At 64.5% G+C, this 18,760-nt stretch carries 15 protein-coding genes and 2 tRNA genes; 7 read left to right on the top strand and 10 right to left on the bottom strand.

Annotation, left to right across the window (positions count from 1 at the left end):
• Positions 1 to 97 precede the first annotated feature (97 nt).
• Positions 98 to 2,713: a valine--tRNA ligase gene (gene valS, locus ACWGQ2_RS16240; RefSeq protein WP_452019090.1), complete on the top strand. Its 2,616-nt coding sequence runs from the start codon at positions 98 to 100 to the stop codon at positions 2,711 to 2,713.
• A 63-nt stretch (positions 2,714 to 2,776) separates the two neighbouring features.
• On the opposite strand, the gene ACWGQ2_RS16235 is transcribed toward valS, so the two are convergent.
• The 6 genes from ACWGQ2_RS16235 to ACWGQ2_RS16210 form a co-directional block, all read right to left on the bottom strand.
• Complete coding sequence (locus ACWGQ2_RS16235; protein ID WP_452019088.1) at positions 2,777 to 3,388, bottom strand: mycothiol-dependent nitroreductase Rv2466c family protein; 612 nt, start codon at positions 3,386 to 3,388, stop codon at positions 2,777 to 2,779.
• A 63-nt stretch (positions 3,389 to 3,451) separates the two neighbouring features.
• Positions 3,452 to 4,744, bottom strand: a complete 1,293-nt coding sequence (gene clpX, locus ACWGQ2_RS16230) for an ATP-dependent Clp protease ATP-binding subunit ClpX (protein WP_452019086.1) — start codon at positions 4,742 to 4,744, stop codon at positions 3,452 to 3,454.
• A gap of 234 nt (positions 4,745 to 4,978) precedes the next feature.
• A complete protein-coding gene (locus ACWGQ2_RS16225) occupies positions 4,979 to 5,650 on the bottom strand; it encodes an ATP-dependent Clp protease proteolytic subunit (protein WP_325788699.1) in 672 nt (223 codons plus the stop codon).
• 47 nt (positions 5,651 to 5,697) lie between these two features.
• A complete protein-coding gene (locus ACWGQ2_RS16220; RefSeq protein ID WP_422401181.1) occupies positions 5,698 to 6,312 on the bottom strand; it encodes an ATP-dependent Clp protease proteolytic subunit in 615 nt (204 codons plus the stop codon).
• A gap of 304 nt (positions 6,313 to 6,616) precedes the next feature.
• Positions 6,617 to 7,963, bottom strand: a complete 1,347-nt coding sequence (gene tig, locus ACWGQ2_RS16215) for a trigger factor (protein ID WP_452019084.1) — start codon at positions 7,961 to 7,963, stop codon at positions 6,617 to 6,619.
• A gap of 55 nt (positions 7,964 to 8,018) precedes the next feature.
• Positions 8,019 to 8,092: transfer RNA gene (locus ACWGQ2_RS16210), tRNA-Pro, on the bottom strand.
• A gap of 150 nt (positions 8,093 to 8,242) precedes the next feature.
• Between ACWGQ2_RS16210 and ACWGQ2_RS16205 the strand changes: the two genes are divergently transcribed.
• A tRNA-Gly gene (locus tag ACWGQ2_RS16205) sits at positions 8,243 to 8,316 on the top strand.
• Between the two features lie 83 nt (positions 8,317 to 8,399).
• On the opposite strand, the gene ACWGQ2_RS16200 is transcribed toward ACWGQ2_RS16205, so the two are convergent.
• Complete coding sequence (locus tag ACWGQ2_RS16200; protein ID WP_452019082.1) at positions 8,400 to 9,290, bottom strand: Fpg/Nei family DNA glycosylase; 891 nt, start codon at positions 9,288 to 9,290, stop codon at positions 8,400 to 8,402.
• A complete protein-coding gene (locus ACWGQ2_RS16195) occupies positions 9,290 to 9,766 on the bottom strand; it encodes a ribose-5-phosphate isomerase (RefSeq protein WP_452019080.1) in 477 nt (158 codons plus the stop codon). Before ACWGQ2_RS16195 ends, ACWGQ2_RS16200 begins: the two co-directional genes overlap by 1 nt.
• A gap of 225 nt (positions 9,767 to 9,991) precedes the next feature.
• Here ACWGQ2_RS16195 and ACWGQ2_RS16190 point away from each other — a divergent pair, with 225 nt between their 5' ends.
• The 5 genes from ACWGQ2_RS16190 (at position 9,992) to ACWGQ2_RS16170 (ending at position 17,444) form a co-directional block, all read left to right on the top strand.
• Positions 9,992 to 13,015: an FG-GAP repeat domain-containing protein gene (locus ACWGQ2_RS16190; RefSeq protein ID WP_452019078.1), complete on the top strand. Its 3,024-nt coding sequence runs from the start codon at positions 9,992 to 9,994 to the stop codon at positions 13,013 to 13,015.
• A 143-nt stretch (positions 13,016 to 13,158) separates the two neighbouring features.
• Positions 13,159 to 15,711: an aminopeptidase N gene (pepN, locus tag ACWGQ2_RS16185; protein WP_452019116.1), complete on the top strand. Its 2,553-nt coding sequence runs from the start codon at positions 13,159 to 13,161 to the stop codon at positions 15,709 to 15,711.
• A gap of 74 nt (positions 15,712 to 15,785) precedes the next feature.
• Positions 15,786 to 16,253: an OsmC family protein gene (locus ACWGQ2_RS16180; protein ID WP_452019076.1), complete on the top strand. Its 468-nt coding sequence runs from the start codon at positions 15,786 to 15,788 to the stop codon at positions 16,251 to 16,253.
• A gap of 100 nt (positions 16,254 to 16,353) precedes the next feature.
• Positions 16,354 to 17,001: a mechanosensitive ion channel family protein gene (locus ACWGQ2_RS16175; protein ID WP_452019074.1), complete on the top strand. Its 648-nt coding sequence runs from the start codon at positions 16,354 to 16,356 to the stop codon at positions 16,999 to 17,001.
• Positions 16,998 to 17,444, top strand: a complete 447-nt coding sequence (locus ACWGQ2_RS16170; protein WP_452019072.1) for a globin — start codon at positions 16,998 to 17,000, stop codon at positions 17,442 to 17,444. The genes ACWGQ2_RS16175 and ACWGQ2_RS16170 overlap by 4 nt, the downstream gene beginning before the upstream one ends.
• Here the strand turns inward: ACWGQ2_RS16170 and ACWGQ2_RS16165 are convergent.
• Complete coding sequence (locus tag ACWGQ2_RS16165; protein WP_452019070.1) at positions 17,441 to 18,103, bottom strand: hypothetical protein; 663 nt, start codon at positions 18,101 to 18,103, stop codon at positions 17,441 to 17,443. The two genes, ACWGQ2_RS16170 and ACWGQ2_RS16165, sit on opposite strands and share 4 nt — an antisense overlap.
• Entirely contained in the window at positions 18,100 to 18,612 is a 513-nt protein-coding gene (locus tag ACWGQ2_RS16160; RefSeq protein ID WP_452019068.1) for an acyl-CoA thioesterase, read from the bottom strand. The genes ACWGQ2_RS16165 and ACWGQ2_RS16160 overlap by 4 nt, the downstream gene beginning before the upstream one ends.
• Between the last annotated feature and the right edge of the window lie 148 nt (positions 18,613 to 18,760).

Genomic DNA, 18,760 nt, shown 5'->3' with positions numbered 1-18,760 from the left:
CGCCGGCGGACGCGCCTGGAAGGGACCGGCTTCAAGTGGCGTTCCCCGGCCGCGACACAGATGACGGCGGCACCGGCACCCGTGGGAGAATGGCATCATGGCTGACAATATCCCGGGCACAGACACGCCCGCTGCGACCGTTTCCGTTCCTGACAAACCTGCCCTCGAAGGGCTGGAAGAGACCCTAAGCCGCCGCTGGCGCGAAGAAGGCACGTACGCCTTCAATCCCGACACGGTCCGGGACGAGGTCTACTCGATCGACACTCCCCCGCCGACCGCTTCGGGCTCCCTGCACGTTGGACACATGTTCTCCTACACGCAGACCGACGTCCTGGCCCGCTACCAGCGCATGAAGGGCAAGAACGTCTTCTACCCCATGGGCTGGGATGACAACGGTCTGCCCACCGAACGCCGCGTGCAGAACTACTACGGTGTCCGCTGCGACCCCACCAAGCCGTATGACCCGGACTACCGCCCGCCGGCAACGGCCCCGAAGAACCAGCGCGACTTTGACGTCATTTCCCGCCGCAACTTCATTGAGCTCTGCGAAGAGCTGGCAGTTGAAGATGAGAAGGTCTTCGAGAACCTCTTCAGCACCCTTGGCCTGTCCGTCGACTGGACCCGCACTTACCGGACCATTGATGACCATTCCCGCGCCGTCAGCCAGCGCGCATTCCTGGAGAACCTGAAGGCCGGCGACGCTTACATGGCCGAAGCTCCCACCCTGTGGGACGTCACCTTCCGCACCGCCGTGGCCCAGGCCGAACTTGAAGACCGCGAGCAGCCCGGTGCCTACCACCGGATCAGCTTCCACGCTCCCGACGGCGAGAAGATCTTCATCGAGACCACCCGCCCGGAACTCCTTCCGGCCTGCGTGGCGCTGGTGGCGCACCCCGACGACGAGCGCTACCAGCGCCTGTTCGGCACCACGGTGAAGTCCCCGCTCTTCGACGTCGAGGTTGAGGTCAAGGCGCATCCGCTGGCCAAGCCGGACAAGGGCTCGGGCATCGCGATGATCTGTACCTTCGGCGACCTCACCGACGTCACCTGGTGGCGCGAGCTGAACCTGCCCACCCGCGCCGTGATCGGCCGCGACGGCCGCATCCTCACGGACACCCCGGAATGGATCACGACGCCGGGCGCGCAGGAAAACTACGCCGCCGTTGCCGGGAAGACCGTCTTCAGCGCCAAGGAAGCCGTCGTCGAACTGCTCCGCGCAAGCGGCGACCTGGACGGCGATCCGAAGAAGATCACCCACCCGGTGAACTTCTTCGAAAAGGGCGACAAGCCGCTTGAGGTTGTCACCAGCCGCCAGTGGTACATCCGCAACGGCGGCCGTGACGCCGAACGCCGCGAACGCCTGATCGCCCGCGGCAAGGAAATCGACTTCCACCCGGCGTTTATGCGCTCCCGCTACGAGAACTGGATCGAAGGCCTCAACGGTGACTGGCTGGTCTCCCGCCAGCGCTTCTTCGGCGTTCCGGTTCCGGTCTGGTACCCGCTGGACGCTTCCGGCAACCCGGACTACGACAACCCGATCCTGCCGTCGTTCGAATCACTGCCGGCAGATCCAGCCGCCGACCCGGCTCCGGGCTACGACGAGTCCCAGCGCAACGCGCCCGGCGGCTTCATTGGCGACGCCGATGTGCTGGACACCTGGGCCACCTCCTCCCTGACCCCGCAGATCGTCGGCGGCTGGGGCGTGGATGAAGACATGTTCTCCAAGGTCTTCCCGTTTGATCTGCGCCCGCAGGGCCATGACATCATCCGGACCTGGCTGTTCTCCTCAGTTGTCCGCGCCGACGCACTGCAGCACGCAGCCCCGTGGAAGCACGCAGCCATCTCCGGCTGGATCCTGGACCCGGACCGGAAGAAGATGTCCAAGTCCAAGGGCAACGTAGTGGTCCCCACCGATGTGCTGAACGAGTACGGTTCCGACGCCGTCCGCTACTGGGCTGCCTCGGCACGCCTGGGCGCGGACACGGCTTACGAGATCGCGCAGATGAAGATTGGCCGCCGCCTGGCGATCAAGCTGCTCAACGCGTCGAAGTTCGTCCTGAACCTGGGCGCCACCGAAGCCAACGTTGTCAGCACGGACACCTCGGCGATCACCAATCCGCTGGACCAGTCGCTCCTGGTACAGCTGGTGGACGTGGTTAACAACGCCACGAAGGCGTTCGAGAGCTACGACTACGCCCGGGCACTGCAGATCACCGAGTCCTTCTTCTGGTCCTTCACGGATGACTACGTGGAGCTGATCAAGGACCGCGCCTACGGTGCTGCCGGCGACGCCGAGCAGGCTTCGGTGCTGGCCACCCTGGCCACCACCCTGGATTCACTGCTTCGCCTGTTCGCCCCGTTCCTGCCCTTCGCCACCGAAGAGGTCTGGAGCTGGTGGCGTGCCGGATCCGTCCACCGCGCTTCCTGGCCCACCGCCGACGGCCTGGCCGCCGGCGTCTCCGGTGCTGACGCGGCGATCCTTGGAACCGTTGCCCAGGCACTGGGCGGCATCCGCAAGGCCAAGTCCGAGGCGAAGGTCAAGCAGCGCACCGAGGTGCTCAATGCTGCCGTCACCGCCCCTGCGGCCCAGGTGGAGCGCCTGCGTGCCGGCCTGCCGGATCTGCTGGCAGCGGGCAACGTGCGGAACCTTGAGCTGGTGGCCGGCGACGGCGAGCTGACCGTCAGCGGCGTCGAACTGGCTCCCGCGGAGTAACCAGCACAAGACAAAAGTGCCCGGCCGGATTTATCCGGCCGGGCACTTTTTTGTTGCCTGTTCTTAGTCGAACTGAGGGTTTTCGGTACGGCTGCGCTTAATCTCGAAGAAGTACGGGTTCGAAGCCAGCGCGAGGGCGCCGTCGAACATCTTGCCGGCTTCCTCGCCGCGCGGAATCCGCGTGAGCACCGGACCGAAGAAAGCGGTGCCGTTGAAAGCAACTACGGGAGTTCCGACGTCGTCTCCCACCTTGTCGATCGCTTCCTGGTGCGAGGCCCGCAGCTGAGCATCAAACTTGTCGGTACCGGCGACGTCGGCCAGTTCCGCCGGCAGGCCAACCTCGGCGAGGGACTCGGCGATGACGGCGTCGTAATCCTTGATGCCCTGGACATGGATCCGGGTGCCCATGGCGTCGTAGAGCTTCTTGATGTTCTCCGGGCCGTGCAGTTCAGCTGCGGCGATGATCACGCGGACCGGGCCCCAGGCCTTATCGATCCGGGCGCGGTAGTCCTCGGGGAGGTCGCGGCCTTCGTTCAGGACGGCAAGGCTCATGACGTGCCATTCGGTGCGGACGTCCCGGACCTGCTCCACCTCACCCATCCAGCGCGAGGTGACCCAGGCGAACGGGCAGGTGGGATCGAACCAGAAATCGGCAACAGCAGTATTTTCGGGCACAGGCTTACTCCTCGTTAAGAATTCGTGCGGACGGGATCACATCCCACTTGCGCCAGCGCGCAATCAGGCGGACTTATTCCGCCGCTTCGCAATCACGTCGTGGGAAATGAGGGTCGGTTCGGCCTTCTCGGTGACGGCCTCACGGGTGATCACCACGCGGGCAATGTCCTCGCGGCTGGGCAGGTCGAACATCACCGGCAGCAGCACTTCCTCGAGGATCGCGCGCAGGCCGCGGGCACCGGTGCCGCGTCCCAATGCCTGGTCGGCGATCGCTTCCAGCGCCTCCGGTTCAAAGACCAGTTCGACGCCGTCAAGCTGGAACATCTTCTGGAACTGCTTGACCAGTGCGTTCTTCGGCTCGGTGAGGATCTGAATAAGTGCCTTGCGGTCCAGGTTGGACACCGTGGTAATGACGGGCAGGCGGCCGATGAACTCGGGGATCAGACCGAACTTCAGCAGGTCCTCGGGCATAACGTCCGCGTAGGAATCGGTGTCCTTGCTGGTCTCGTTCAGCGGGGCGCCGAAGCCGATGCCCTTGCGGCCCGAACGTGAGCCGATGATTTCCTCGAGCCCGGCGAACGCGCCGGCCACTATGAACAGCACGTTTGTGGTGTCGATCTGGATGAATTCCTGGTGCGGATGTTTCCGCCCGCCCTGCGGGGGCACGGAGGCAACGGTGCCTTCCAGGATCTTCAGCAGGGCCTGCTGCACGCCCTCGCCCGAGACGTCCCGGGTGATCGAGGGGTTTTCGCTCTTGCGGGAGATCTTGTCGATCTCGTCAATGTAGATGATGCCCTGTTCGGCCTTCTTGACGTCATAGTCAGCGGCCTGGATCAGCTTGAGGAGGATGTTCTCCACGTCCTCGCCCACGTAGCCGGCTTCGGTCAGGGCGGTTGCGTCCGCTACGGCGAACGGAACGTTCAGGCGCCGGGCCAGGGTCTGCGCGAGGTAGGTCTTGCCGCAGCCGGTGGGGCCAATCAGCAGGATGTTGGACTTGCCGATCTCCACGTCCTCGGTGCCGACGGCGTCGCTCAGGTTGGCGGTTCCGCGGGAGGCATGGCCGGACTGGATGCGCTTGTAATGGTTGTAGACGGCGACGGCGAGGGAACGCTTGGCGGGTTCCTGGCCAATGACATATTCCTGCAGCGAATCGAAGATCTCGCGCGGCTTGGGCAGGACGAAGGAATCACCTTCGGTGGTCTCCGAGAGCTCTTCCTCGATGATCTCGTTGCAGAGCTCGATGCACTCGTCGCAGATGTAGACGCCGGGACCGGCGATCAGCTTGCGCACCTGCTTCTGGCTCTTTCCACAGAAAGAGCACTTAAGCAGATCTGTGCTCTCACCAATGCGAGCCATAATTCAGTCCCCTTTAGATGGTCCTCGCCAGGCGGGTGCCGTGCCGAAGAAAAAACGTGCCGTAAGGAAAACCATGCCAGTCAACCATGTTCCACTCTAGGACACTTGGCAGAGGTAATCAGCAATTCCGGGCCCGTGGTGCGCCTTTTTACGTGCCTGCGGGGACCGGACCGGACCAGACAGCAGCGGCCGCCCCTGCCCGTGGAGGGGCAGGGACGGCCGCAGTAGCTGGTGCTAGCTCTTGTTGATGGCCGGAGTCTTGATCTTGCGGGAATCAAGGACCTGGTCAATCAGGCCATATTCCAGTGCCGAAGCAGCAGTCAGGATCTTGTCCCGCTCGATGTCCCGGTTCACTTCCTCGGACGTCTTGTTCGAGTGCAGGGCCAGGGTGTCTTCGAGCCAGGTGCGCATGCGCATAACCTCGGCGGCCTGGATTTCCAGGTCGGAAGCCTGTCCGCGTTCCCCGCCGCCAAGCGCGGGCTGGTGGATCAGCACGCGGGCGTTGGGCAGTGCCAGCCGCTTGCCGGGGGTACCGGCAGCCAGCAGGACAGCGGCAGCGCTGGCTGCCTGGCCCAGGCAGACAGTCTGGATCTCGGGGCGGATGTACTGCATGGTGTCGTAAATGGCCGTCATAGCCGTGAACGAGCCGCCCGGGGAGTTGATGTACAGCGTGATGTCGCGGTCCGGGTCAGTGGATTCAAGGACCAGGAGCTGGGCCATGATGTCATCTGCGGAGGCATCGTCAACCTGCACACCGAGGAAGATGATGCGGTCCTCGAAGAGCTTGGTGTAGGGGTCCTGGCGCTTGAAGCCGTACGGCGTGCGCTCTTCGAACTGCGGCAGTACGTAGCGGCTGGACGGCATCTGGGATGCCGTGCTGCCCGGGGTTCCAAAATTGTGGTTCATTGCTTTACTCCTGAAGTCTGTGGTGCGCTGGCCGGCCGGAGGCAGGACTATTCCTGCTCGCCGTCCTGGTCCTGGTTGGTTCCGCCGCCGCCGGTGACGCCGCCGGCGTGAGCGGAGATCTTGTCGAAGAAGCCGTAGGCGAGCCCTTCTTCTGCGGTGAACCACTTGTCGCGGTCGTTGTCCTTCAGGATCTGCTCCACGGTCTGTCCGGTCTGCTCAGCAGTGAGCTCGGCCATGACCTGCTTCATGTGCAGGATCAGTTCAGCCTGGATCCGGATGTCCGACGCGGTGCCGCCGATTCCGCCGGAAGGCTGGTGCATCAGGATGCGTGCGTGCGGGGTTGCGTAGCGCTTGCCCTTGGTGCCGGAGGACAGCAGGAACTGGCCCATGGAAGCGGCCAGGCCGGTGGCTACCGTGACGACGTCGTTCGGGATGAACTGCATGGTGTCATAGATCGCCATGCCGGCGGTCACGGAGCCGCCGGGAGAGTTGATGTACAGGAAGATGTCCTTCTCCGGGTCTTCGGCGGAGAGGAGCAGGAGCTGGGAGCAGATTGCGTTGGCGTTGTCGTCCCGGACTTCCGAGCCGAGCCAGATGATCCGTTCCTTCAGCAGCCGGTTGTAGATGTAGTCATCCCGGCTGGCCGGGTCCACAGTAGCCATAGTGGGTGTGCTGGGTGCATTTGCCATACTGAGTGACCTCTCGCTCTGGCGGAAAACCTGGCTGGATGCGTCTGTGTGCTCCCAAAGCCGGCTGCCGCCGTTTATCTCTTCTTGGACACTAACCGTTCCTGCAGTCCTTTTGCTCCCGTTACGCGCGCTGTTCGCTGACGGCGCACGTTGGGCGCGTGCCGGACGCCGCCGCGGGAATCCGGCCCCGACCGGGGCTTAAACAAGAGGAAGCACCGCAGCGGACTGCAGTGCTTCCTCTTGCCGCCGCACCGGAAGGATCCGGGGCGGCTAAGGACTAAGCCTTTTCTTCGCCGGCTTCTTCAGCGGCCTCGGCGGCTGCTTCTTCGCCTTCCGGGCGAACGAAAGCGGACAGGTCAACCTCGGCACCGGTGGTGTCGGTGACCTTGGCCAGCTCCAGGACCTTGGCAAGTGCCTTGCGGCGGCGGACTTCGCCAACCATCATCGGGACCTGGCCGCCCTGGTCGATCAGCTGGGCGAACTGGTTCGGGTCCATGCCGTACTGGCCGGCCATGGAAACGATGTAATCGATGAGCTCGTTCTGGTTGACGCCGACTTCTTCCTTGTCAGCGACAGCGTCCAGGATGATCTCATTCTTGAACGCCTGTTCGGTGTTCTCACGGATTTCTGCGCGGTGCTCTTCGGTGTCGTGGTCCTCGCCGGCGGTGTGTGCCGACTCGGAGTTGAAGTGCTGGTCCAGCTGCTCTTCGATGACGGATTCCGGAACCGGAACCTCGATCATTTCGAGGAGCTTCTCAAGGACCTTGTCGCGGGCTTCGACGCCCTGCTCCATGACCTTGGCTTCAGCAGCGCGCTTGGTGAGGTCTTGGCGCAGTTCAGCGATGGTGTCGAATTCGCTGGCCAGCTGTGCGAAGTCATCGTTGGCCTCGGGAAGCTCGCGCTCCTTGACGGCCTTCACGGTGACGGTGACCTCGGCGTCGGCGCCTGCGTGCTCGCCGCCGGCCAGCTTCGTGGTGAAGGTGGCGGACTCGTCAGCGGACAGGCCGGTAACGGCTTCATCCATGCCTTCGAGCATGGTTCCTGCGCCCACCTGGTAGGACAGGTCGGAGGCGGAATCGACTTCTTCGCCGTCAACCTTGGCAACCAGGTCCATGGTCAGGAAGTCGTTGTCGGCAGCGGGACGGTCAACGCTCTTCAGCGTGCCGAAACGGCCGCGCAGTTCGTCCAGGGCCTTCTCGATGTCTGCGTCGCCGGCTTCGGCGGGCTCAACGGTGACCTCGATGCCGGCGTAGTCCGGCAGCTCGATCTCGGGGCGGATGTCCAGCTCAACGTTGAAAACCAGCTGGCCTTCGTCAGAGGTCGGGTCCGGAACTTCGCTGATCTCAACCTCGGGACGGCTCAGCGGACGGATGCCCGTTTCCTGGACTGCTGCCTGGTAGAAGCCGTTCAGGCCTTCGTTGATGGCAGTTTCGAGGACGTAGCCGCGGCCAACGCGCTGATCGATGAGCTTGTTGGGGACCTTGCCCTTGCGGAAGCCCGGGACCTGCACCTGAGTGGCGATGGTCTTGTAGGCCTCGTCGATGCTCGGCTTCAATTCCTCAAGCGGAACTTCTACGTTGAGCTTTACCCGCGTGGGTGTGAGGTTTTCTACAGCGCTCTTCACAGCGTTAGTTCTCCTGAGGGTTCTGGGGTTGGTCTGCACCGTCGTTTATACAGAGTCGGGGTGACAGGATTTGAACCTGCGACTTCCTGCTCCCAAAGCAGGCGCTCTTCCAAGCTGAGCTACACCCCGTCAGTGCACCTGACAGCCTACCGGCATTGACTTCCACATGCACAATTCCGGAGCGCCGAGTTCCTTCCAAGCTCCTTGTGAGGGAAGTGAAGCCGCCGATTATTCATCCGCCGAATTAGCGTGCTAAGGTAAAACCTGCCTTACGGCGCCGGGGATGTAGCTCAATGGTAGAGCCTCAGTCTTCCAAACTGATTACGCGGGTTCGATTCCCGTCATCCCCTCCAAGGAATTATTCCAAAGAAGACCCCTGGTCCACCAGCATGAAACTTCGGTTTCGGCGATGGACCGGGGGCTTTTTTGTGCTCCGCTATCCGTCCTGGCAGGACGGGCACCAGTACAGTTTCCGGGCGGCCATCTCGGTGAGTGCGATTTCGGTGCCGCAGATCCGGCATGGAAGACCCTGCCGTTTGTAGACATAGTGCGCTTCGGAAGCGGGTACCGGTTCGGTGTGCACAGAACGGTGTTCCGGCCGCGTCGTTACGATGCGGCCCTCGGCAACGCCGTCTGCCATCACGCAGACAACGTCGTTCCAGAGCGCCCTTGCCTGTTCCGGCCGCAGCGTCCTGCCCGTCTGCCACGGCGAAATCCGTTCGCGGAAGAGCACCTCGGCCCGATAGACGTTGCCTACCCCTGCGAGTACTTCCTGGTTCATCAACAGCGCCGCAACCGGAGAGCCGCGGCTGCGCAGCCGCCTGACGAAATCCTCCACACCGTCCTGGTGCCGCTGCAGGGGATCCGGTCCCAGCCGTGCCAGCACCTGGCTGCGTTCGGCATCAGTAATGACTTCACACGCCGTTGGCCCGCGCAGGTCAGCCCAGCCGTGCGGCGAGACAAGGCGGACCCGGACCGCACCCGTGGGCGGCGGCGGACCGGCGTAGGTGCCCGCACCGCCGTCGTCCGGTGCTTCCTGCTCCCCCACCCGGCGCGGGGCGCCAATGCTGGAGGAACCCCGGAAAGTTTCGTCACCGCCGAAGTCGAATGCTCCATACAGGCCCAGATGGATCCGCAGGAACAACTCGTTGTCGAACTCCAGGAAGAGCTGCTTGCCGTGTGCCTGCGCTCCGGTGAGGACGTGGCCGTCGAGCTGAGCGGCACCAGCGGCAAAGCGGCCCTGCGGACTGGAGACGGCCAGCTGCTGCCCGGCGAACACCGAAGTGAACTGCCGGGCCAGCCGGTGGATTGAGTGCCCCTCAGGCATTAATGGGCAGCGATGGTGCCGGTGGCTTCATATTCTGCAATCTGAGCGATCCGGCGCACGTGGCGTTCAGCATTGCTGAAGGGCTCGGCCAGGAATGCCTCAATGATCCCGGTGGCTTCCGCCAGGGAGTGCTGCCGGCCGCCGACGGCGACGACGTTGGCGTTGTTGTGCTGGCGAGCCAGCTTGGCGGTATCCAGGTTCCAGGCAAGCGCGGCGCGGATACCGCGGACCTTGTTGGCAGCGATCTGCTCGCCGTTTCCGGAGCCGCCCAGGACAATGCCCAGGGCATCGGTGCCGGCTTCCTGATCAGCAACCACAGCCTTGGCTGCATCGATGCAGAACCCGGGGTAGTCGTCTTCGGCGTCGTACGCCTTCGGTCCGTGGTCCACGACGTCGTACCCGGCTGCTGCGAGGTGTTTCTGCAGGTGGGCGCTGAGTTCAAGTCCGGCGTGGTCTGTTGCAATATGGACGCGCATGGAGTTCCGTTCATTGTGGGGATGGCAATACCAGCGTAGCTTTTCTGCACGTTCAGCTTCCAAACCGGTAACGGTAACGGCAATGGTGCCGATAGCTGATGTGGCAGGCCGTTTCGCCGGGGAACGCTCACACCCCGCCGGAGCGCCGGCAGTGCAGCATCCTTGACCGCCTGCTGCCGCGCCCGTTGCCGCTAAGGTCTCGAAACGTTATGCAAGGATCCGTCATTGAAAACTGCACGACTCGCGCTCATCACTGCCCTGACTGCAGCCCTGGCCTTCGGCGGTGTGTCAATGCCGGCAGCAGCCACGGACCTGCCCGCCGCACCCGCTGCCACTGAACCTGCCACAGACGGCGGAACCCTCCCGGACACGCTCCCCGAACCCGGCAGCGACCCCAGCCTCGAGCAGCCGGCGCCGCTGCCCTCCCCCGAAGTGACGCTCCCGCCTGAGCCTTCCCCGGAGCCCTCCGGTCCGGCCGTCCCGCAGAAGGTATCTGAGGAACCCGCTGTCGATGAGGATGACGGCTACGAGTACGTTCCGGTCGGCGAGGGGCATGTTGTGCCCGGCCCGGACACCCCGCTCATCACCGAGGCCGACGGCAGCGTGCGTTCCGCGGTGGAAACCGAACACGACCACTCCGGACAGGTCCTGGCTGAGGGCGTCGCCGCAACGATGCTCGCCGCGCGCGCCGGTGACATCAAGGTCACACTGGTTCGTTCCACCGTCAACGGCAACGGCGGACTCGTCAATCTGCAATCCGCCCGCAACTCTGTGGCGACGGCCAGCTCCTACTGGCGGTCAGCGTCAAACGGGCGTCTGTCCATGAGTGTGGCTTCGGAGAAGGTGCACTACAGCTCGACCGCCAACGCCTCCGATGACTACGCGACGATGATGAACAAGATCGCCCGCGAACTGAAGTGGGTGGACAAGCCCTATACCGCCCTGGTGGTTTTTGTCCCTACGGCTGACCTGCGTTCCGGCGGTTACGGCGGCATCCTCGGCGGCGGCTGGACGGTCGGCGGAACCGCCGGGCGCATCCTGATGCCCGCGCCGTCGAACTTCACCAACAATGTGGTGACCCACGAATTCGGGCACCTGCTTGGTCTGCTGCACGCCAACAGCCTCCAGTGCACCAACGGGCGCTCCGACGTCGCTCCCGGAAACGGCCGCTGGGCCGACGGCGCCTGCAGCAGCCGCGAGTACGGTGACACCACTGACCTGATGGGCTTCGCCCAGTACAGCATTCCCACGATCAACTCCCTATTTTGGGACAGGGGAAACTTCGGCCGGGGCAATGAGATCCTCAACGCCGGGGACGCCAACCGCACCCGGTCCTTCACGCTTAGCCCCTGGAGCGGCACCGCCGCCAACCGGGCCGTGAAATTCCGTGACCCGAAGAGCGGAGAGGTCTATTACCTCGAACTCCGCCTGCCGGTGGGACGCGACGCCGGGACAGCGGTGGGCGGGAACCGCGGCGTCAAAATCCTGAAGATCGACTCCGCCAATTCATGGGCCCTCAACTCGCTGCTGATCGCCCCGTCTACCCGTCCGGTCTACAGCTACACCCACCCGAACAGCGCCTGGCAGGCAGGTCAGACCTTCACCACCCATACCGGCGTCAAGGTCCGGATTGACTGGATATCGGGTTCGGGAGCGGGCGTCACCATCAGCGGCGTCTACGCAGGGGACCACACGCTGCGTGCCGTTTCCCCGGGCGACTTCAACGGCGACGGCGCTGCTGACCTGATTAGCCGCCGTGCAGACGGAACACTGTGGCTTTCCGCCGGCAACGGCAAGGGATCCTTCGGCACTCCCCGCCGGATCGGCACCGGGTGGGAAATCTTCAACCTGATCCTCGGGCCGGGAGATTACGACGGCGACGGGCGCAATGATCTGCTGGCCCGGCATGTGGACGGCAGTCTTTGGCTCTATTCCGGCACCGGGGCAGTCAACAACAGCAGCGAAGGCTACCGCCCGGGCCGGAAAATCGGTGACTGGGGCTGGGACGAATTCCAGCGGATCGTGGCTGTGTCCAACGTCAACGGCGGCGGGCCGGACCTGCTCGCCGTCCGTCCCAACGGCCAGGCCTTCCTCTATTCAGGCACGGGCAAGGGCGGGCACGGGCCTGCGTCCTCCGCCGGCAGCGGATGGAACCAGTACAACCTGCTGGTAGGTACCGGGGACTTCAACGGCGACGGGCGTCCGGACGTCATTGGCCGCACCTCTGACGGGAGCATTGTCCTGCGTCCCGGGCGCGGGAACGGCAGCTTTGCAGCCGGCACAGTGATAGGGACCGGTTGGAACATCTTTGCGGAGATACTCGGCGGCTCTGATTTCGACCGCAACGGCCGTCCCGACCTGGTGGGCCGCTCGTCCAATGGATCCCTGCTCTTCTATTCGGGCACCCAGAAGATCACCCGGGGTTATGCGCCCGCCGTGAACACCACATCCCCGGGCCTGGCACAGGCTGCGAAGACGCTCAGCGTCCCGGACTTCAACGGCGATGCCAGGGCTGATCTGCTCAGCATCCGCCGGGACGGCACACTGTGGCTGCATCCGGGCAAGGGAAAGGGAGCCCACGGCTCGCCCAGGCAAATCGGCACGGGATGGAACATCTACTCCGAAGTCACCAGCCCGGGAGACTTCAACGGCGACGGGCGGGCAGACCTGATCGCGGTCAAGCCTGACGGGACCCTGTGGTTCTACGCCGGCACAGGCAAGGTGGACAGCAAAAACGAAGGCTACCGGCCGGCAGTCCGGATCGGTTCGGGCTGGCAGATCTTCAGCCAGGTACTGGGCACTGCCGACCTCAGCGGTGACGGACGTCCGGATCTTCTTGCCCGCCACCGCGACGGATCACTCTGGCTCTACCGCGGCACCGGCCGTGTCGGCAACGGGGCCGAAGGCTACCTCGCGGGACTGCGGATCGGTGACTACGGCTGGGAAAACCTGGTCCTCACAGCAGCCGGCACCTATGACCAGGACACCCGGAATGACGTACTGGCACGGACCTCCACCGGTACGCTGCTGCTCTACCGAGGCCAGGGCAACGGCCGGCTCGCCGCCGGTGAGAGCGTGGGAACGGGCTGGAGCATCTTCAGGGACGTCCTCGGGACGGGAGACACCACAGGCGACGGGATTCCCGACCTGCTCGGCATCACCCCTGCCGGAGCCACCAGGCACTACGCCGGTGACGGCATGAGAAATGAGGGCTATCAGCCCGGCCGGGCCGCGGGCCGGCTCAGCTGAGTCCCTCCTGCCTGATTTGCCTTTCCACTTGGCAGAACGGCACCAAGTGAGAGATTGTTGCAATTGTTACTTTGCCGCCGGGACGCGTCGACTGACCGTCCCGGCGATCACTCTCCACTCCGAAAGGCTCTTCCTTGCCAGGTATGAATCTCACCCGCGCTGAAGCGCGTGAACGGGCCGAACTGATTAATGTCGAGTCCTACGACATCAATCTGGACCTGACCCGCGGCGACGAAGTCTTTGGCAGCACCACGGTGGTGCGCTTCGGTGCACAGCCGGGAGCCTCCACGTTCATCGATGCCGTCACGTCCAAGGTCCACCGCATTACGCTCAACGGCGTCAGCCTGGATCCGGAAGAAGCTTCCGACGGCGTCCGCATCCAGCTGCCCAACCTGGCAGCAAGCAACGAGCTGGTGGTCGAAGCCGACGCCCTGTACATGAACACCGGCGAAGGCCTGCACCGGTTCGTGGACCCAGTGGACAACGAGGTTTACCTCTACTCCCAGTTCGAGGTTCCGGATTCAAGGCGGATGTTCGCAGTCTTCGAACAGCCCGACCTGAAGGCAACCTTCCGCTTCACCGTGACGGCGCCGTCCCACTGGGACGTCATCTCCAACTCCCCCACCCCGGAGCCGGTACGCGCCAGCGCGGAGGATTCAGCGAATCCCAGCGCCACCTGGTCCTTCGAGCCGACACCGCGGATTTCCTCCTACATCACTGCGCTGATCGCCGGACCGTACCAGTCGGTACGCTCCGAGCTCACCAGCTCCGACGGCCGAACCATTCCGCTGGGCGTCTTTGCACGCAAGTCGCTGATGGAATACCTGGACGCGGAGAACATCTTCGAGCTCACCCGCCAGGGCTTCGAGTTCTACGAGTCCCAGTTCGGTACCCCGTACCCGTTCGAGAAGTACGACCAGCTCTTTGTACCCGAGTTCAACGCCGGGGCCATGGAGAATGCCGGGGCCGTGACGTTCCTGGAAAGCTATGTCTTCCGCGGACGGGTGCCCGACGCAACGGTTGAACGCCGCGCCATCACGGTCCTCCACGAACTCGCCCACATGTGGTTCGGCGACCTGGTCACCATGCGCTGGTGGAACGACCTGTGGCTGAACGAGTCCTTCGCGGAATTTATGTCCGCCCTGGCAGCTGCCGAGGCCACCGAGTTCAAGCAGTCCTGGACCACGTTCGCATCCATGGAGAAGGCCTGGGCCTACCGCCAGGACCAGCTGCCCACCACGCACCCGATTGTCGCCGAAATCCGGGACCTGGAAGACGTCCAGGTCAACTTCGACGGCATCACCTACGCCAAGGGCGCCTCCGTCCTTAAGCAGCTGGTGGCCTGGGTTGGACAGGACAAGTTCATGCAGGGTGTCCGCGAGTACTTCGGCAAGCACTCCTGGGGCAACACTGAACTCTCCGACCTGCTCTCCGAGCTGGAAACCGCCAGCGGCCGCGACCTCAGCCAGTGGTCCGCCCAGTGGCTGGAGACTGCAGGCGTCAATACGCTGCGCCCGGTCATTGAAACGGGCGACGACGGCGTCATCACGTCCTTCGCCGTCGCGCAGTCCGCGGTGGCCGAGTACCCGACGCTGCGCCCCCACCGCCTGGCGATTGGTTTCTACAACACTGCCGAAGACGGCAAGCTGCGCCGTACCCATCGGGTGGAGCTGGACGTTGACGGTGAGCTGACACCGGTTCCCGAACTGGCAGGCCAGCAGCGCCCGGACCTGATCCTGCTCAACGATGACGACCTGGCCTACGCCAAAATCCGCCTCGACGACGCGTCCTGGCACCTGGCCACCCGGCGCCTGCGGGACATCGCCGAGTCGCTGCCCCGCACTCTTGTGTGGGCTTCGGCCTGGGACGCCACGCGCGACGGCGAAATCCCGGCACGCAACTACGTGGAACTGGTGCTGCAGAACATCGCCTCCGAGTCTGACTCCTCGGTGGTGCAGGTCCTGCTGCGCCAGCTCGCGACGACGCTGACGTTCTATGTAGCGCCGCAGGACCGCGAGCCCATGAGCGCGGCGGCGGCAGACAGCCTCTGGGACCTTGCCCGCGCCGCGGCTCCGGGCTCTGACTCCCAGCTGCAGTTCGTCAAGGCGTTCGCAGCCCATGCCCAGACCCCCGCACAGCTCGATTCCGTTGGTGCGCTGCTTTCCGGCGATCTGGTCCTGGAAGACCTGGAGGTCGGTTCCGACCTGCGCTGGGAACTGCTCACTGCGCTGGTCGCCGGTGGCCGAATGGGCGAGGCGGATATTGCCGCCGAGCTGGAACGCGACGCCACGGCCACCGGCCAGCTCGCTGCCGCCGGCGCCCGTGCGGCGCTGCCTTCGGATGAAGCCAAGGCCGCAGCGTGGGACGCGATTGTTGTGCGCTCCGACCTGCCCAACGCTGCCCAGCGTGCGGCGATCGGCGGGTTCAGCCGGGTCCATGACACGGCCCTGCTGGAGCCGTACGCCCAGCGGTACTTCGATTCACTGCGCGAAGTCTGGGCAACCCGCACCCACGAGATCGCCCAGCAGATCGTCGTCGGCCTGTACCCGGCGCGGCTGACCACTCAGGAGACCGTCGACCGCACCGACGCGTTCCTGGGATCGCTCGGCGATGAAGCCCCGGCACTGCGCCGGCTGCTGCTGGAAAACCGCGACGGCGTCGTGCGCGCACTGAAGGCCCAGGCGGCCGACCGTTAAACCGCCTTGCCGCATTCGTGCCGGATCCCGGTCCCAGCTCCTGGGGCAGGGGTCCGGCACGGTAGCTTAAAGCTGTGAACCTCTCAGAACACCGTTACGGCGTAACCCTGGAGTGGACCGGCAACCGCGGTTCCGGCACACAGACCTACCGCGGTTACGGCCGGGACCATGTGCTCCGGTCGCCGGGGCTCCCGGACCTGCCCGGTACCGCCGACCCGACCTTCCACGGCGACCGGGACCGCTGGAATCCGGAACAACTCCTGCTCTCGGCGCTGGCCCAGTGCCATATGCTCTCCTACCTCCATGTGGCGGTGAAGAACGGGATCAGCGTTGTGTCCTACGAGGACGACGCCGAGGGAACCCTGCGCCTAAACCGGGACGGAAGCGGCGAATTCACTTCGGTGCTGCTCCGTCCCGTTGTCCGTATCTCTGCCGGCTCACCGGAGACGGCAACAGCCCTGCATGAGGTGGCACACCGGCTGTGCTTCATTGCCCGCAGCGTGAACTTTCCGGTTGAGCACACTGCCCGCACCCTGGCCTGACGGATCCGCCGAAACGTCCGCGGAGCGGGTCGGGCAGTAGTCTTGGTAAGACCCCTCCCCCATATTCAAAGGATGACCAGCACCTGTGCAGCTACCGGCAATGACTGACACTCCAGGCATCGAGATGAAAGAGTTCGACTTCAGCGGACTGCTCGAGGGCGGGATTATCATCCTCACCGCCCTGATCGTCTGGCTGATCGCCCGCTTCCTGATCTCCAAAGTGGTGGCCCGGGCCCAAAAGGGTTCCTCGCTGCTGCGCACGCAGAGGCTCCGCTGGGCCCACCCGGTGATGCGCAACCTGGACCACAAACGCCGCGCGCAGCGCGCTGACACCATCGGCGCCCTGCTGCGCAGCTCCGTGAGCGTTGCCATCTGGACCGTGGCGATCATCATGGTCCTGGATGCCGTGGGCATTAACATCGCCCCTCTGCTCGCCAGCGTGGGTATTGTGGGCATCGCACTCGGCTTTGGCGCCCGCGAGCTGATCAGGGATGCCCTGGCCGGCCTTTTCATCACCATCGAAGACCAGTACGGCATCGGTGACGTAATCGAGGTCGGTGACACAACCGGAACCGTCCAGTCCGTTGGCATCCGCATCACGCGTCTGGTCGATGAACGGGGGGTCATCTGGTACATCCGCAACGGCGAATTCGCCAAGGTCGGCAACCGGTCTCAGGGTAAATACGTTCCCCCCGCCGAGCCCGCTGCGGGCAGCGGCCCGGCAGCACAGGAAGAAGACAGCAAATGACTGAACAGCCCCGCCAAGGGTCCTCGCTGCCGCTGACGGCATCCGTTCCCGGCACCGGGTTCACCGCTCCCGGGTACAACTTCTACGAGGCCGTCGGAGGTCACGAGACGTTCGTGAAGCTGGTTGACGTGTTCTACGACGGGGTCGCGGAGGACCCCCTGATGCGGCCCATGTACCCGGAAGAGGATCTGGGTCCGGCCAAGGAGCGCCTGCTGATGTTCCTTGAGCAGTACTGGGGCGGACCAAAGACCTACGGCGAACTGCGCGGCCACCCCCGCCTGCGGATGCGCCATATGCCCTTTGAAGTTACTCCAGCGGCCAGGGACGCCTGGCTGCGCCACATGCGCGTCGCCGTCGATTCGCTCTCCCTGGCCCCGCTGCACGAGGCAACGCTCTGGGACTACCTGGAACGAGCAGCACACTCAATGGTCAATTCGGCCTAGAACAGGACCGACGGCGGACGCACCAGCACGTGACCGGTGCTGGTGCTCAGCCGCAGCCAGCGGCCGTTGCTGAACAGCGATGCCGTCCCCGGCCGCGGCAGGAAGCCCAGCGTCAGCGCTGCGAATGCGGCTCCGGCCGGCAGCTGCGTTTCCAGGCCGCCAACCGGTTCGCTCCAGATGGGTACCCGGACGTTGCTGATCATTGCTGCGCCCGGGTTTTCCGGAATCCGTGCCGCTACCTCTTTAATACCGCGGTGCGCCGTCTGCTCCAGCAGTGCGGCATCCACCTCCTCCTCGAGCTGCCAGCCGGTGCGCGGCGCGCTGATCCCGGCCCAGCTCTCGGACACCGTCATGGGCGGAACCGGAAGTTCCGTGGCGCCGTCGTCCAGCCGCGCCAGCCTGTCCGCGACGGCTGAAAGCTGCACTGTTGTATCCAGCTCGGCGGGAACTGCCAGCGGCATGGCACGCATGCCGATCACCGTGGGCATGGCTTCCCCAAGTACTCTCGGGCGCAGGATGCATACGTAGGCGGCCAGCACTCCCCCGACAGCCTGCAGCCGCACCGCGCCGTCATCCGCGCTGCGGGCCCGGGATACGAAGTTGCGCAGGTCCGCTGTGACCTGCGGATCAGCCAGCACCAGGGCCTGTGCCTGCGTCATTTTGCTGCCCCTGCGGCTGCACGGCGGAAGGGCACTTCCCCGCCAGCCCACCCTTCCAGGATCTGCCGCTGCCGTTCTGAGAGCGGCACGGTACGTCCGCTCTCCCGCCCGACCATCACCATGGCTGCTTCTGCCACGGCATAGACGGTTCCACCGTCCTCGTCGGTAAGCCTGAAACCATAGGAGAAGCTTGACCGCCCTACCCCGCTGACCCAGATTTCGATCCATACCGGATCGGGACGGTACACCAGCGGAGTGAGGTACTCAATCTCCTGGCGTCCCACCAGCGTGCTTCCCGTTTCCCGCGTCACTGAACGGAAGGTCTCCGGTTCCGCAGCGCTGTCCGTTCTTCCCCGGGTCCTCGCGCTGCCCCGGGCACCTGCCAGCGGAAGCAGCGACAGGCGTACCCTCGCTTCTTCGAGGAACTGCACGTAGCGGACGTTGTTGACGTGGCCGTTGGAGTCCTCGTCGCCAAAGCGCAGCTGGATGGGAAAACGGTTGATAGGCATGCTTCCCATCTTTGCAGGAGAAGCGCTGCGGAGGCGAAAGCACCCGGGGCCCGGCGGCCCGGGGCGAATGTGACCTTCGTCCGGCGCGGCCCATGCCACGGTCCAAATGTTGGGGCTAACCTGCGCGTACGTCTAATCTCGGAATTGG

The organism is Arthrobacter sp. NPDC055585, from assembly GCF_053619115.1.
This window is presented reverse-complemented; position numbering and strand designations above follow the sequence as displayed.

Bases quoted from the DNA above. Each gene is read 5' to 3' on its own strand.
- valS (WP_452019090.1), top strand. From the start codon at position 98: ATGGCTGACAATATCCCGGGCACAGACACGCCCGCTGCGACCGTTTCC.
- clpX (WP_452019086.1), bottom strand. From the start codon at position 4,744: ATGGCTCGCATTGGTGAGAGCACAGATCTGCTTAAGTGCTCTTTCTGT.
- ACWGQ2_RS16225 (WP_325788699.1), bottom strand. From the start codon at position 5,650: ATGAACCACAATTTTGGAACCCCGGGCAGCACGGCATCCCAGATGCCG.
- ACWGQ2_RS16220 (WP_422401181.1), bottom strand. From the start codon at position 6,312: ATGGCTACTGTGGACCCGGCCAGCCGGGATGACTACATCTACAACCGG.
- ACWGQ2_RS16200 (WP_452019082.1), bottom strand. From the start codon at position 9,290: ATGCCTGAGGGGCACTCAATCCACCGGCTGGCCCGGCAGTTCACTTCG.
- ACWGQ2_RS16195 (WP_452019080.1), bottom strand. From the start codon at position 9,766: ATGCGCGTCCATATTGCAACAGACCACGCCGGACTTGAACTCAGCGCC.
- pepN (WP_452019116.1), top strand. From the start codon at position 13,159: ATGAATCTCACCCGCGCTGAAGCGCGTGAACGGGCCGAACTGATTAAT.
- ACWGQ2_RS16175 (WP_452019074.1), top strand. From the start codon at position 16,354: ATGACTGACACTCCAGGCATCGAGATGAAAGAGTTCGACTTCAGCGGA.
- ACWGQ2_RS16170 (WP_452019072.1), top strand. From the start codon at position 16,998: ATGACTGAACAGCCCCGCCAAGGGTCCTCGCTGCCGCTGACGGCATCC.
- ACWGQ2_RS16165 (WP_452019070.1), bottom strand. From the start codon at position 18,103: ATGACGCAGGCACAGGCCCTGGTGCTGGCTGATCCGCAGGTCACAGCG.
- ACWGQ2_RS16160 (WP_452019068.1), bottom strand. From the start codon at position 18,612: ATGCCTATCAACCGTTTTCCCATCCAGCTGCGCTTTGGCGACGAGGAC.